The sequence below is a fragment of the Streptomyces sp. NPDC044003 genome, assembly GCF_056435185.1.
This window is the reverse complement of the sequence record NZ_JBWKFA010000006.1, coordinates 35,384-49,770: the sequence shown is the minus strand read 5'-3', so window position 1 is coordinate 49,770 and position 14,387 is coordinate 35,384. Positions and strand designations below refer to the sequence as shown.

Here is a 14,387-nt window from a genome sequence, read left to right as displayed (position 1 = left end):
CCCAGAAGCAAGAAGGAGTCCATCCGTGACGGAAGGCACTACCTCCGCCGCCGCCGAGGGTGGCGACACCCTGACCCGCCTGGAGCAGGAGGGTGAGATCGCGGCCGACTACCTCGAGGGCCTGCTCGACATCGCCGACCTCGACGGCGACATCGACATGGACGTCGAGGCGGACCGGGCCGCGGTCTCGATCATCAGCGACTCCAGCAGCCGCGACCTGCAGAAGCTCGTGGGCCGCGACGGCGAGGTCCTGGAGGCCCTCCAGGAGCTGACCCGGCTTGCCGTGCACCGCGAGACCGGTGACCGCAGCCGACTGATGCTCGACATCGCCGGCTTCCGGGCCAAGAAGCGTGCCGAGCTCGCCGAGCTGGGCGCCAAGGCCGCGGCCGAGGTGAAGTCCACGGGCCAGCCGGTCAAGCTGGACCCGATGACGCCGTTCGAGCGCAAGGTCGTGCACGACGCGATCGCCGCCGCCGGTCTGCGCAGCGAGTCCGAGGGCGAGGAGCCGCAGCGCTTCGTCGTTGTGCTCCCGGCCTGAACCCTCACGTAGTGTCGGCCCCGTCTGTTCGCAGGCGGGGCCGATCTTTGTCAGCCTTGATAGTCAGCCACCACAGTGCGCTCGCACGCGAGTCGTGCGGTACGGAAGGACGGTTCCCGTGACGGAGGCAGCGGAGCTCCCCGAGGCGCCGGAGCAGGCGCGGACAGTCTTCGGTGAGTACTTCCCGGAGGCCGTGCGGTACGCGGAGCTGCTCGCGGACGCGGGCGTGAAGCGCGGCCTGATCGGCCCGCGCGAGGTCCCGCGTCTCTGGGAGCGCCACCTGCTGAACTGTGCCGTCCTCTCGGAGGTCGTCCCCGAGGGCGTCACCGTCTGCGATGTGGGCTCTGGCGCCGGTCTGCCCGGTATCCCCCTGGCTCTGGTCCGGCCCGACCTGAAGATCACGCTGCTTGAGCCGCTCCTGCGCAGGACGAACTTCCTCCAGGAGGTCGTGGAGCTGCTCGGCCTCGACCATGTGACCGTGGTCCGGGGGCGGGCGGAGGAGATGCTCGGCAAGATCACGCCCGTGCACGTGGTGACCGCCCGCGCGGTGGCCCCGCTCGACCGGCTGGCCGGCTGGGGCGTTCCCCTGCTGCGCCCGTACGGCGAGATGCTGGCGCTCAAGGGCGACACCGCCGAGGAGGAGATCAACGGTGCCCGCGCCGCGCTCTCCCGGCTCGGCGTGGTGGAGGCCTCGGTGCTGCACGTGGGCGAGGGGATCGTCGATCCGATGACCACGGTCGTCCGGGTGGAGGTCGGTGAGAGCCCCGGTGGTGTGCGGTTCGCGGCCAAGCGGGCCAAGGCCGCCCGGACGAGCAAGACCCGTCGGCGCCGCTGAGCGTCGCATACGTACCATTTCGGAGTGTCGAACGGTCCCGGCCGGGCGGCAGGGGCATGGTGTTTCACGTGAAACGTCGCTCACTGCTGCAGGGGATCATCAGCCGCGGTCGCGCGGCTGCCACGTCCCGGGACCGTAGACCCCGCGTGAAGCCACCCGCGAGGGTTACGGAGTTGTCCACAGAGGTGGATTCGCCCACAGAACCACCGACCTCGCTGGTTCACGACCCCGAAAGCATGGCAGGCTCTCCTCATCGCGAGCCTGAAGCCGAGGAGAGTGAATCCTTGCGGTCCGACGCCAACATCGCGGGACCGATGACCGATCCGGTCCCCGGTCCCCGAACCGAATCGGTGGGGGACGATGTTTCACGTGAAACATTGCCCCCGATGGACGACACCCCCATTGGTCGTGCTGCCCAGCTGGCAGTAGAGGCGCTGGGTCGTGCCGGTGAGGGTCTTCCCCGCCCGGCCCAGACTCGCGTGATGGTCGTCGCCAATCAGAAGGGCGGCGTGGGCAAGACGACCACGACGGTCAACCTTGCCGCGTCCCTGGCACTGCACGGCGCCCGCGTCCTGGTCATCGACCTGGACCCGCAGGGCAATGCCTCGACGGCGCTGGGCATCGACCACCACGCCGAGGTCCCCTCGATCTACGACGTTCTCGTGGACAGCAAGCCGCTCTCGGAGGTCGTGCAGCCGGTCATGGACGTCGAGGGCCTCTTCTGCGCCCCCGCCACCATCGACCTGGCCGGCGCGGAGATCGAGCTGGTGTCGCTGGTGGCCCGTGAGAGCCGCCTGCAGCGGGCGATCCAGGCCTATGAGCAGCCGCTGGACTACATCCTGATCGACTGCCCGCCCTCGCTCGGCCTCCTCACGGTCAACGCCATGGTGGCGGGCGCGGAGGTACTGATCCCGATCCAGTGCGAGTACTACGCGCTGGAGGGGCTCGGGCAGCTCCTGCGGAACGTCGACCTGGTCCGAGGGCACCTCAACCCGGCGCTCCACGTCTCGACGATTCTGCTCACCATGTACGACGGCAGGACGAGGCTCGCCTCCCAGGTCGCCGACGAGGTGCGCAGTCACTTCGCCGAGGAGGTGCTGCGGACCAGTATTCCGAGGTCCGTCCGTATCTCGGAGGCGCCGAGCTACGGACAGACGGTCCTCACCTACGACCCGGGTTCCAGCGGCGCCCTGTCGTATCTCGAAGCGGCCCGTGAGATCGCCCTGCGGGGGGTCGCCGTGCAGTACGACCCGCAGCACGCCCATGTAGGGCACCAGAACAACCAGCGCAGCATGTCGGAGGGGATCCAGTGAGCGAGCGACGTAGGGGATTGGGGCGTGGGCTCGGTGCGCTGATCCCGGCTGCTCCCCAGGAACGGCAGGTGGAGCGAGGGGTGGCCGCCGCGAAGCTGGCGACGCTGCCGCAGAGCGCGCAGGCCCCGGACTCGATGCCGGTGTGGAACGAGCCGGAGCCGCTGGCCCTGCCGGAGTCTCCGGCCGGTGCCTACTTCACCGAGCTTCCGATCGACGCCATCGTCCCCAACCGGCATCAGCCGCGTGAGATCTTCGACGAGGACGCGCTGGCGGAGCTCGTCACCTCCATCAAGGAGGTCGGCCTGCTCCAGCCCGTGGTCGTGCGCAAGATCGAGGCCGACCGCTACGAGCTCGTCATGGGTGAGCGTCGTCTGCGGGCGTCGACGACGGCGGGTCTTGAGCGGATCCCGGCGATCGTCCGGGACACCGACGACGAGAAGATGCTCCTGGACGCGCTCCTGGAGAACCTTCACCGGGCCCAGCTGAACGCGATCGAAGAGGCCCACGCCTACGAGCAGCTGCTCAAGGACTTCGGCTGCACCCATGACCAGCTCGCGGAGCGGATCGGGCGCTCCCGCCCGCAGATCTCCAACACGCTGCGGCTGCTGCGGCTCTCGCTGCCGGTGCAGCGCCGGGTCGCCGCCGGAGTGCTCTCCGCCGGCCACGCCCGGGCCCTGCTCGGCGTGGAGGACCCGGACGCCCAGGACAAGCTGGCGTACCGGATCGTCTCCGAGGGCCTCTCGGTGCGCAGCGTCGAGGAGATCGTGAGTCTGATGGGCTCCGAGGAGCCCGCGTCCGCGGTCAAGCCGAAGGGCCCGCGGGCCGGTGGCCGTGTCTCGCCCGCGCTCACGGACCTCGCCTCCCGGCTCTCGGACCGCTTCGAGACCCGGGTGAAGGTCGACCTGGGGCAGAAGAAGGGCAAGATCGTCGTCGAGTTCGCCTCGATGGACGATCTGGACCGGATCCTCTCGACCCTGGCTCCCGGCGAGGGACGGGTCATAGACCACAAGAACACCGAGGACTGATCTCCTCACCGAGGCCGCCGAGGGCGGGCCGTGCTCCGGTCTTCACCGGAACGCGGCCCGCCCTTTGCCTGTGAGCGGTATCGCCCCGATCGCCCGATCGATACGATTCCGAGAGGCGTATCCGTGCTCGAAGGCGAGGGAAACGAGGAGCAGCCGTGGGGCGTCGGCTCGTACCGCTCACGCTGGACAACCTGCCGGATCTCCCCAAGCGGTGTCGGTCCTGTGTCTTCTGGGAGCTCGACCCGGTCAGTGGTGAGGCGGCGGTCAAGGCGGGGCGCCCGGAGCTGGAGAAGGAGGCCTGGATCTCGGCCGTTCTCCTGGAGTGGGGCTCCTGTGGCCGGGTGGTCTACGTCGACGAGGTGCCGGTCGGTTACGTCCTCTACGCTCCCCCGGCCTATGTGCCGCGTTCGACGGCCTTCCCGACGAGCCCTGTGGCGGCGGACGCCGTCCAGCTGATGACGGCCTGGATCATGCCGGGTTATCAGGGGCAGGGACTGGGCCGTGTGGTGGTGCAGACCGTGGCCAAGGACGTGATGAGGCGGGGCTTCAAGGCGATCGAGGCCTTCGGGGACGCCCGGTGGAAGGAGCCGGCCTGTGTGCTGCCGGCCGACCATCTTCTGGCGGTGGGCTTCAAGACCGTGCGCCCCCACCATGCCTTCCCCCGGTTGAGGCTGGAGCTGAGGACGACGCTCTCCTGGAAGGAGGATGTCGAGATGGCTCTGGACCGTCTGCTCGGCGCCGTGCAGAAAGAGCCTGCCCTGCGGCCTCTCTAGTGTCGGAGAACGAGAACGGCCCGCCCCCACAGGGGGGCGGGCCGTTTCACGTGAAACATGCGGCGGGTGTCAGGCCTTGCTGGGCTCGACGAAGTCCGCCAGGTCGCGCAGGATGGCGGCCTTCGGCTTGGCACCGACGATGGTCTTCGCGACCTCGCCGCCCTGGTAGACGTTGAGCGTCGGGATGGACATGACGCCGTACTTGGCAGCCGTGGCCGGGTTCTCGTCGATGTTGAGCTTCACGACCTCGATCTCGCCGTGCTCGGCGGCGATGGCCTCGAGCGACGGGGCGATCTGACGGCACGGGCCGCACCAGGCAGCCCAGAAGTCCACCAGGACGGGCTTGTCGCTCTTGAGGACGACCTCGTCGAAGTCTGCGTCGGTCACGTTCTTCAGGGCGCCGGCCACGGCGGCCTCCTTATTTCGCGGGGTGTGGGGTGGGGAGAGACGGGGTCAGACCGCGGGGGTCTCGGCCAGCTTCTCGCTGTCGGCGAGGGCGGCCAGGAAGCGCTCGGCGTCGAGTGCGGAGGAGCAGCCGGTGCCGGCGGCCGTGATGGCCTGGCGGTAGGTGTGGTCGACGACGTCGCCGGCGGCGAAGACACCCGTGAGGTTCGTGCGCGTCGACGGGGCGGCGACCTTGAGGTAGCCCTCCTCGTCGAGGTCCAGCTGGCCCTTGAAGAGCTCGGTCCGCGGGTCGTGGCCGACGGCGATGAAGAGGCCGGTGACGGGGAGCTGGCGGGTCTCACCGGTCTTCGTGTCGCGCAGGGTCAGACCGCTGAGCTTCTGCTCACCGTGGATCTCGGTGACCTCGCTGTCCCAGGCGAAGGAGATCTTCGGGTCGGCGAAGGCGCGCTCCTGCATGGCCTTGGAGGCACGCAGGGTGTCGCGGCGGTGGACGATCGTGACGGACTTGGCGAAGCGCGAGAGGAAGGTGGCCTCCTCGATCGCGGTGTCGCCGCCGCCGACGACGGCGATGTCCTGGTCCTTGAAGAAGAACCCGTCGCAGGTGGCGCACCAGGAGACACCGCGGCCGGAGAGCGCGTCCTCGTTGGGGAGGCCGAGCTTGCGGTGCTGGGAGCCGGTGGTGACGATCACGGCCTTGGCGCGGTGCACGGTGCCGGCGGTGTCGGTGACGGTCTTGATGTCGCCGGTCAGGTCGACGGCGACGACATCGTCCGGGACCAGCTCGGCGCCGAAGCGCTCGGCCTGGGCCCGCATGTTGTCCATGAGGTCCGGGCCCATGATGCCGTCACGGAAACCGGGGAAGTTCTCGACCTCGGTGGTGTTCATCAGGGCGCCACCGGCGGTGACGGCACCCTCGAAGACCAGAGGCTTCAGCGACGCTCGGGCCGTGTAGAGCGCTGCGGTGTAACCCGCGGGCCCGGAGCCGATGATGATCACGTTACGGACGTCGCTCACGGGTTTCTTCCTCGTCTCTGCAGACTGCCACTGCCTACGGGGGCGGTTGTCTCGGTCGCTCTCACCCCACCCAACGGATCCTAAGGGGCGTGCATTCCCGAGACCGCCGCGCGGCACCGTGGCCGGGCGGGAAGAGAGGTCAGGAGCGGGGGTACGTCTGGCTGAGCAGGACGTCGGCGGCCGGGCTTCCGCTCTCCGTGGGCCGCTCGGCGCAGGAGGCGTCGAGCACATAGGCCTGGACTCGTGTGCTGTCCGTCGGATCCGTCATGACGAGCAGATAGGCCGGTGTCCCCTGGTACTCGCCGCGCTCGTGGCCGAGCACCCCGTCGGTGCGGCCGGTGCCGGCAAGGACACAGTCGGGAACGGCGTCGGCCGCGTTGCGCTGGGCAGTGTCGCTGCCGGCCTCTGCGGACATGGATTCGGGGCCCACCCCCTGGGGGGTCTTGGGCGCGCGGTTCTCTGAGAGGAGGGCGTGGACGCGGTCCTCGACGGGTGCACCGGAGAAGGGACTGAGGGACGCGCTCGCGAACGTGTCGGCCTTCTGGGCGGCCGGACTGCTGGCGGTCGGGTTGCCCGCCTGGCTGAGATAGAGGCTCGTACCGAGCACCACGGCTCCGAAGGCGGCGCCGATCGTGGCGAACAGTGCGGTCCGGCGACGGCGTCGCGTGCCGGGTCGGCCGGGGCCGGTGGCCGCCCGAGGGCGTCCGGCAGGACGGTCCGCGGCCGGGGAGGACGGGGAGGGGGCCGCGGTCTCGGCGGAGGCGCGCGATGTTTCACGTGAAACAGGGGTGTCGCTCTCCGGGGAGGTGGCGTTGAGGAGGGCTTCGGCGGCCAGGGCGGCGTCGATGCGTCCGGCGATCTCGGCGGGCATGCGGGGCGGCCCGGGCAGGGTGCCGAGCAGACCCCGGATCTCCTCCAGGGAGGACCGGACGTCGGCGCAGAGGGGACAGCCCTCCAGGTGCCGTCGTACGGCCGCCGAACGGGTCGGTGAGAGCAGCCCCTCGGTCAGATCGGAGATCTCCGAGACGTCCGGGTGCTGTGTGGTGTCGGCCTTGCCGGCCGTGGAAGTCACGTGCGCCCACCTCCGCCCTTCACAGCAGCTGGATCTGTCGGTCCGGTATCCGTCGGCCCCGGCACCGGTGGGACGGATGTCCCCGGCGTCCGGTTCCTTCCCCCTTCGGCGGCCTCGTTACCCACGGTGTCGGCGCGCAGATGAGTGACCATCGGAAGGAGGCGTGCCCGCCCGCGCGCGCAGCGGCTCTTCACGGTCCCGGTGGGGACGCCGAGGATACGGGCTGCCTCCGCGACCGGGTATCCCTGCATGTCGACCAGGACCAGGGCGGCTCGCTGGTCCTCGGGGATCGCGGCGAGAGCGGCCAGGAGCTGACGGTTGAGGTCCTGGCGCTCCACGGGTGCCTCGGCCGACTCGTGGGGGTCGAGAAGCTGCTCGAAGCGGTCCGTGTCGTCGACCGGCGAGGTCCGGCGCGAGGCGGCCTTGCGCGCACGGTCGAGGCAGGCGTTCACCGTGATGCGGTGGAGCCAGGTTGTGACGGCCGACTGGCCGCGGAAGGTGTGGGCGGCCCGGAAGGCGGAGATCAGGGCGTCCTGGACGGCGTCAGCGGCTTCCTCGCGGTCCCCCAGGGTCCGCAGGGCCACCGCCCACAGCCGGTCGCGATGGCGCCGCACAAGCTCACCGAAGGCATCGGGGTCCCCGGCGACATGGCGGGCGAGGAGTTCCTCGTCCGCCGCCGTCCGGGGGTCGTCAGCCGGAGGCGTCACGGTTCCCTCCTCGATCGGCAGCCGTGCAGGCATTCAATCCGGTCCGTGCCCGGAAGTAAATGAGCGCCGAGCTGGGCTCGGCGCTCATCGATGGTGCGGGTGGTGACTAAGGGGCGGACCCCTGGAAGGACACGTTCGTGATGGCCTGCTTGTAGCCGGCTCCGAAGAACTGGTCACCGTCGGCGTACGGCGCGGAGGTCATCCAGAGGAGCACGTAGCGCGTCTTGACCGGTGTCTTCGTCTCCGGCTTCGCCGTCGTGTCCGAGGTCTCGACCGTGGCGATCCGCTTCATCGACTCCACGGGACCCGAAGGGGTCAGCGAGTCCGCCGCGTACAGGGTGATCGCGGTCTGCGGGCCGCCGTAGCGGAGCGCTATGGAGGCCGAGGTCACGTTCTGCTCGCTGCCGAGGTCGTAGACGATGCCGACGCCCTGCTTGTAGGGAGCGAGGACAGGGCCGCCCGTGAACGTCTTGGTGCGCCAGTACGTGGAGCTGTCGCTGTCGTAGGTGTTGTGGACCCCGCTGGTGTCCTGCGCCCTGCCGTCGGGGGCGTACTCCTCGGCCCCCTCGATGGCGAGCGGCTTCGGCGGTGCGGGCTTCTCGTCGACGGTCGGTGAGGTGACCGGGGTCTCGGTCTGCGTGCCGTCGGGCGCGAGCAGCCGGTCCGCGATCTGCCAGCTGCCGAGCCCGAGGGCAGCGATCAGGAGGGCCGAGACGGCCCACTTGAGCGCCTTGCCGGTGCGGCTCTGCAGCGGAGGCGGCGGCACCACGACCGTCTGGGTGACCACGGGACGCGGCTGCGGGCGTCCGTAGGTGCCCTGCTGGTACGTCGTGTGCTGGTACTCGGGCGGGGCGGTGAACTCCGGCTCCGGCGGCCTGACACGGGGCATCGCCGCCACGGCCTTCGCCAGCTCGTCCGGAGTGGTGCAGGGCGGCTCCTGACGCGAGGCGGTGGCCCCGTCGTTCGCGAGGGCGCGCATGGCGATCTCGGAGAGACCCCGGTGGACACCGGCGCGGACCTGATCCGGCGCCAACAGCCCGACGCCCTTGGGGAGGCCGGAGAGCCCATAGGCGTCGCTGTCGTACGGCCAGCGCTGGGTGAGCGCGGCGTACAGCAGGGCGCCGATGGCCTCGGTGTCGCTGCGCTGCGGACGCTCGGCGGTGATGCCGCGCAGCGCGGCGTTCACGGCCAGGCCGCGGATCCGGTACTGACCGGTGGAGCTGCGCAGGACGGCGCTCGGGGTGAGCCGGAGGTGGGCGAGGCCTTCGCGGTGGGCGGCGGCCATGGCCTGGGAGACCTGGCTGACGAGCTGGTACGCGTCGTGGGGCTCCAGGGGGCCGGCCGCGAGCAACGCGGTCAGCTCGGTGGAGTCCGGCAGCCATTCGTGCACGACGTACACGAGGTCGTTCTCCTCGACGGCGTCGAGGACCTGGACGAAGCGGGGGTCGCCGAGGAGGGCCGAGGAGCGGGCAGCGGCCAGCACCGACCGAGCTCTGGGATGGTCGGCCGGCAGCAGGTGGACCCCGACCGCGCGACGCAGCTTCTCGTCGACGGCACGCCAGCTGCTGAAGCCGTCCAGACGAGTGACGCACTCCTCCAGCCGGTAGCGTCTGGCCAGTTTGTGACCGCTGTGCAGTTCGGGTGCCGTGATGGAGGGCTGTTCGCCGCTCTGTCGTTCGACCGCCTTGCTCTCCGTGGCCTCGGCGGACTTCTCCGCCGTCTTCTGCTCTTCCGCCACCCCGTCGGTCGCGGCCGTGTCCGCCTTGGCGGTCAGCGGGTCGTCACCGCTGTTGTCGGCCACGTCGACGGCAGCCGTGCTACGTTCCGCCACCGTCGTTCCTGCCTCCCCATCCGTTGCGCCACATCCAACAGCCAAGCCAATTGTGCCCACAGTCGGACGCTATGCACGACACGCGGTTCCCGCCGATGGTTGTGCGGGACTGCGGGGTTCAGCGTCCCAGACGTCCGCGGACCATGCCGACCAGGGTGTTCAGTTCCGCGATCCGCATGCGCTTCGCGGCGACGAAGAAGACTCCGAGGAGCACCGCCCCGCCGACCACGAGGGCGGCGAGCGAGCCCAGGGCGCCCTCGCCGAGCAGCTTCAGCAGGCCGAAACCGACGGCACCGGCGACGATCGCCGCGGGCACGGAGGCCATGCAGAGCCGCGCGTAGGTCCGCATCACGTGGGTGCCGTCCAGGTCCCCGCCCAGGCGCTTGCGGAGCCGGCGCCACGCGATACCGACGCCGACGGCGTAGGCGAGGCCGTACGACGCGGCCATGCCGACCACGGCCCACTGGGCGGGCAGGACGACGTAGCAGAGCGCCGAGGCGGCCGCGTTGACGGCGGCGACGATCACCGTGTTGTAGAAGGGCGTCCGGGTGTCCTCGTAGGCGTAGAAGCCGCGGAGCACGACGTACTGGACGGAGTAGGGGATCAGGCCGAGGCCGAAGGCCATCAGGATGAAGCCCATGCCCTGGGCCGCTTCGACGCCGCTGGAGGCGTAGAGCAGGGTGCACATCGGGACGCCGAGCGCCAGGAACGCGAAGGAGACCGGGACGATCGCGACGGCCGAGTTCCGCAGGCCCTGGGAGATGTCGTCCCGGACGGCACCGGGGTCGTCGTCGTGGGCGGCGCGGGAGATCCGCGGCAGCAGCGCGGCCATGACGGAGACCGTGATGATGGCCTGCGGCATGCCCCAGATCAGCTGGGCGTTGGAGTAGGCGAGGAAGCCGGCACCGTTCTTCCCGGACTCCTCACCGGCGGCGGTGGCGAGCTGGGTGACGACCAGGACGCCCGCCTGGTTGGCGAGGACGAAGAGGACCGTCCACTTGGCCAGCTTGACCGTCTTGCCGAGCCCGTGGCCCTTCCAGTCGAAGCGGGGGCGGAAGCGGAAGCCCGTCTCGCGCAGGTACGGGATCATCGCCAGGGCCTGGACGACGAGGCCCAGCAGGGTGCCGATGCCGAGCAGTCGGATGCCCTCGTCGGGAATGGTCTGCACGCCCATGTGGGACTCGGCGGAGGTGCCGTACACCCAGATGAACAGGCCGAAGGTGACGATCATGACGATGTTGTTGAGGACCGGCGTCCACATCATCGCGCCGAACTTGCCGCGGGCGTTGAGGATCTGACCCATCACCACGTGCACGCCCATGAAGAAGATCGTGGGCAGGCAGTAGCGGGCGAACGTCACGGCCACGCTGTTGGCCGCCGCGTCGTCGGCGATGGTGTTCGACATCAGCCGGATCAGCAGCGGCGCCGCGAAGACGGCCAGCGCCACGATGAGGCCGAGCGCCACCATGACCAGCGTGAGCAGCCGGTTGGCGTACGCCTCGCCGCCGTCCTCGTCGTTCTTCATGGAGCGGACGAGCTGCGGGACGAAGACCGAGTTGAGGCCACCGCCGACGGTGAGGATGTAGATCATCGTCGGCAGGGTGTAGGCGATGGTGAACGTGTCACCGAGCAGGGCCGCGCCGAGCGCACCGGTGATCACCAGGCTGCGGACGAAGCCCGTCAGCCGGGAGACCAGCGTGCCGGCCGCCATCACCGCGCTCGACTTCAGCAGCCCGGAGGCACGGCCGGACTTCTTGGGGGCGGGCGCGGGCAGCGGGTCCGGCTCCGGGGCGGGCGGCGGCACCTGGCCGGGCGCCTGCTGGTCCCGGTAGAGGTGCGCGAACGCGTCCGGCTCCGGCGTCTCCTCGCTCGCCCGGGTCACCAGGTCGTCGACCCCGGTGAACTGGACCGTGCGCGCGTCGTCGCCGTACGGCAGATGCCGCGAGGGACCGTCCGGCTCGGGCGCCGGGGTCTGGGCCCACACCCGGGGGTCGGGGGCGTGCTGCGGTGAGGCCGGCTGCTGGTAGAGCGCGTGGGGGTCCTGGTACGTGCCGGGCGGGGGCGGCGGGTGCGCGGCGCGGTCGTAGAGCGCCTCGGTCACCGGGTCCTGCGCGGACAGGTCCTGGGCCTGGTACGGGTCGTGGGCGAAGGCGTCCTGGACGTAGGGGTCCTGGGCGTACGGGTTCTGCGCGTAGGGGTCCTGTCCCTGCGCGCCAGGGGCGCCCTGCTGCGGGGGCGGCACCGGCGGGTGGCCGGCACCGGGAGGCGCCGCGGGCGTCCCAGCGGACGGCGCCGGGCCGCCCGCGCCCTGGCCGCGGTCACCGTCGTACGGCGCGTTCATGGTTACCCCACCTCATCGTCCCCGGCCGACCGGCCACGACATCGCTCAACGGTCCACTTTCTCACTCGGGCCCGACGGGTCGCCGCTTTCGGACCCGGTGTCCGGTGTCAGGTCACTCGGCTGCACGGGTTCGTCCGCGTCGGACTCCCCTTCGCCGGGCGCGTCCTCGCCGGACTCCGAAGCGGCGTCGTCCTCGGCGGGGTCGTCCTCGGTGGTCTCGGCCGCTTCGGCCGCCTCGGCCTCGGCGTTCCGGGCGGCCACCCGCTTGCGCTGGCTGTACATGCGCACGCCGGCGAGCACGAGGAGGAGGACACCGCCGGCGATCACGAGCATCACCGTGGGAGTGATCTCGGAGACCCGCACCGTGAAGTTCATCGGCTGCCCGTACGGGGTGCCGTCCTCGGTGTAGAGCTGGGCCGTCATCGGCACCTGGCCGTTGACGTTGGCCGAGGCGGTGAACTTCACCGACTGGCTGTGTCCGCCGCCGACCTTCACCGGGAGCTCGGCGAACCTCTCGCCGTTCAGCTCCAGCCGGTTCTTGTTGCCGGAGGTGAGGCGCAGCTTCAGGTTGTCCACGCCCTGGAGCAGCTTGTTCTGGACGGTCACGGGAATCGTCGCGCTGCGGCCGGAGAGCGTGAGGTCCGACTTGTCGACCAGCTGGACGCCCTTGGTGAGGGTCTGCAGATAGTCCAGGACGTTGTTCCGGTAGATCGCGGCGGCCCGGGCCTCACCGCGCCAGGAGGTCGACATCTCGCGGTTGATCGCGTTGCCGAAGGGCGTCACGACGCGTTCCGGCTGGGTCAGGACGACCTTGAAGTCGTCCAGCTCGTCCCGAGTGGTCTTCATGTCGCGGAAGGCCTGGACGGGGAGCTCCCGGTCGCGCAGCTTCTTCGGGTAGCGGGAGCGGCTCGGCACCGTGGTGGAGGCGTCCGGGTCCGGCTTGGCCGCGGCGGCCGCGAGGAGGTCGCTCGGCTCGGTCCAGCGCCGGCCGGAGAGGCCCGTCAGGGCGGTCGCCATGGACTGGGCCTGCGTGACCGTCGGCATCCGCTGCGGGGCGACGACGATGCTGCGCTGGTCCTCCGGCTGCTCCAGGGTGACCGCGAGCGACTGGGCGAGGAACTCCTGGACCGCGAGCGTGGAGTTCTCCGCGCGGACCATGTCCCCTTCGAAGGCGGTGGACATCAGCGCGTCGCTCACCACGGCCGTGGTGCTGCCGTTGCCGAGCGGGCGGGCTGCCGTGGGCGTGTAGGAGAGGTCGTCGCGGACGCTGTCGCTGCGCGCGATCACCTTCTCGGCTCCGGCCGAGGTCGCCACCGCCACGATGGACGGGTCGACGGCACCGTCGACGGGCCAGGCGAAGTCGGTGGCCGCCTGTACGTGGAGGACGGTCTCGACCGTCATGCCCGCCAGGGCGGTCGCCGACTGGAGGTGTCCGAGGGAGCCGGGAACGTCCTTGCCCCGATGGGCCAGCGAGGCCAGGTCGGGGTCGGCGAAGGGAAGGGCGACGACCTTGTGCCCCTGGACCGCCTTCTCCAGAGCGTCCAGCCACTGCTCGGCGACGGCCTGGTGCTTGCCGGGGATGTCCAGCTCGCCGTCCTTGACGCGGTAGCCGTTCGCCATGGCGTCGACGGAGGCCAGCAGGTCCGGGTCGACCACCCAGGTGACCGGGAGGTCCTTGCCCAGGGAGACCAGCTCGTTCAGGCGCCCGCCCGGACCCAGCTCGGCCGCCAGGTCGTCGTCCTCGAAGACCGGGGTCTGCTGGTCGTCCGTGGCCGTCTGCGCCGAGACGTGCGCCGAGCCGATGAGCGGCCACAGGTAGGTGAGCTGGGTCTTCTTCTCGGTGGCCTCGGGCTGGTACGGCAGGAAGGTCCGCTCGATGCCGAGCACCCGCTCGTACTGCCGGTCAGAGGTCTGCCCGGTGAGCGAGACGCCCAGCTGGTAGACCCCCTCCTCGTCGAGCCCCAGCGCGGAGACGGGGACGGAGAGCGAGAACTCCGTGCTGAGGCCGGCGCCCAGCCGGGGAATCTTGACGGTCGGGGCGTCCTCGAGGGGCGCGGGGTCGCTGTCGTTCCGGAAACCGGTGCGCCCCGTCACCTGCTCGATCTCGCTGCGGCTCGTCATCCTCGGTCCGACGCGCAGGTTCACGGTCGCGTCGGTGACGGTCTTCTTGCCCCGGTTGGTCACCGAGCCCGTCACGGTGACGGTGTCCCCCTCGACGGGCGCGCTCGGCGCCAGCGTGTCGAGTGACACATCGACCGTCCTGGAGCCGGTGGCATCCTCGGCCGCGGCCGCCGGGGCGGCGACGAGGGGGGCCTGGAGCAGGCCGGCGAGAAGGGGTGCCCCGAAGGCGACGGTGAGCGTGCGCCGCAGCCATCGGCGGGCAGGTGAGGGACCGGTTCCCTGGATGTCTGCCGCCTCGGCCACGCGTTCGCCCGTCCTCGTCGTTGTCTGTGAAGTCAGTGGTGTCGATGGTTCCCGGTTGCTGTGTCCAGGCATGGTAACGAGGCTGGCTGGGGGCAAGTGCCGGGGACTG

At 70.5% G+C, this 14,387-nt stretch carries 12 protein-coding genes; 5 read left to right on the top strand and 7 right to left on the bottom strand.

Annotated features, from left to right (window positions below; genetic code table 11):
* Window positions 1-25 precede the first annotated feature (25 nt).
* From AC07AW_RS23605 to AC07AW_RS23585, 5 genes are all read left to right on the top strand, one after another.
* On the top strand, window positions 26-538 hold the full coding sequence (locus AC07AW_RS23605) for a Jag family protein (protein ID WP_030685783.1): 513 nt from the start codon (window positions 26-28) through the stop codon (window positions 536-538).
* 118 nt (window positions 539-656) lie between these two features.
* Window positions 657-1,373 carry a 16S rRNA (guanine(527)-N(7))-methyltransferase RsmG gene (gene rsmG / locus AC07AW_RS23600; protein ID WP_369145308.1) on the top strand — a complete coding sequence of 239 codons (717 nt, stop codon included), beginning with the start codon at window positions 657-659 and terminating at the stop codon, window positions 1,371-1,373.
* A 236-nt stretch (window positions 1,374-1,609) separates the two neighbouring features.
* Window positions 1,610-2,686 (top strand): ParA family protein, encoded by a 1,077-nt coding sequence (locus AC07AW_RS23595; RefSeq protein ID WP_478817433.1) that lies wholly within the window; start codon window positions 1,610-1,612, stop codon window positions 2,684-2,686.
* A complete protein-coding gene (locus AC07AW_RS23590) occupies window positions 2,683-3,711 on the top strand; it encodes a ParB/RepB/Spo0J family partition protein (RefSeq protein WP_478817432.1) in 1,029 nt (342 codons plus the stop codon). The genes AC07AW_RS23595 and AC07AW_RS23590 overlap by 4 nt, the downstream gene beginning before the upstream one ends.
* Before the next feature lie 155 nt (window positions 3,712-3,866).
* Window positions 3,867-4,484: a GNAT family N-acetyltransferase gene (locus AC07AW_RS23585; protein ID WP_392158936.1), complete on the top strand. Its 618-nt coding sequence runs from the start codon at window positions 3,867-3,869 to the stop codon at window positions 4,482-4,484.
* Window positions 4,485-4,553: 69 nt separating this feature from the next.
* Here the strand turns inward: AC07AW_RS23585 and trxA are convergent, their stop codons facing one another.
* The 7 genes from trxA to AC07AW_RS23550 form a co-directional block, all read right to left on the bottom strand.
* Window positions 4,554-4,892 (bottom strand): thioredoxin, encoded by a 339-nt coding sequence (gene trxA / locus AC07AW_RS23580; RefSeq protein ID WP_478817431.1) that lies wholly within the window; start codon window positions 4,890-4,892, stop codon window positions 4,554-4,556.
* A gap of 45 nt (window positions 4,893-4,937) precedes the next feature.
* Complete coding sequence (trxB, locus tag AC07AW_RS23575; protein ID WP_478817430.1) at window positions 4,938-5,903, bottom strand: thioredoxin-disulfide reductase; 966 nt, start codon at window positions 5,901-5,903, stop codon at window positions 4,938-4,940.
* 139 nt (window positions 5,904-6,042) lie between these two features.
* On the bottom strand, window positions 6,043-6,975 hold the full coding sequence (locus tag AC07AW_RS23570) for a zf-HC2 domain-containing protein (RefSeq protein ID WP_478817429.1): 933 nt from the start codon (window positions 6,973-6,975) through the stop codon (window positions 6,043-6,045).
* Window positions 6,972-7,682, bottom strand: a complete 711-nt coding sequence (gene sigM, locus AC07AW_RS23565; protein WP_478817428.1) for an RNA polymerase sigma factor SigM — start codon at window positions 7,680-7,682, stop codon at window positions 6,972-6,974. Before sigM ends, AC07AW_RS23570 begins: the two co-directional genes overlap by 4 nt.
* A 106-nt stretch (window positions 7,683-7,788) precedes the next feature.
* The gene (locus tag AC07AW_RS23560) at window positions 7,789-9,513 is read right to left on the bottom strand and encodes a protein kinase family protein (protein ID WP_478817427.1); all 1,725 of its coding nucleotides are present in this window, start codon (window positions 9,511-9,513) and stop codon (window positions 7,789-7,791) included.
* 118 nt (window positions 9,514-9,631) lie between these two features.
* Entirely contained in the window at window positions 9,632-11,854 is a 2,223-nt protein-coding gene (gene murJ, locus AC07AW_RS23555; protein ID WP_478817426.1) for a murein biosynthesis integral membrane protein MurJ, read from the bottom strand.
* 45 nt (window positions 11,855-11,899) lie between these two features.
* A complete protein-coding gene (locus AC07AW_RS23550; protein ID WP_478817425.1) occupies window positions 11,900-14,278 on the bottom strand; it encodes a DUF6049 family protein in 2,379 nt (792 codons plus the stop codon).
* Window positions 14,279-14,387 lie beyond the last annotated feature (109 nt).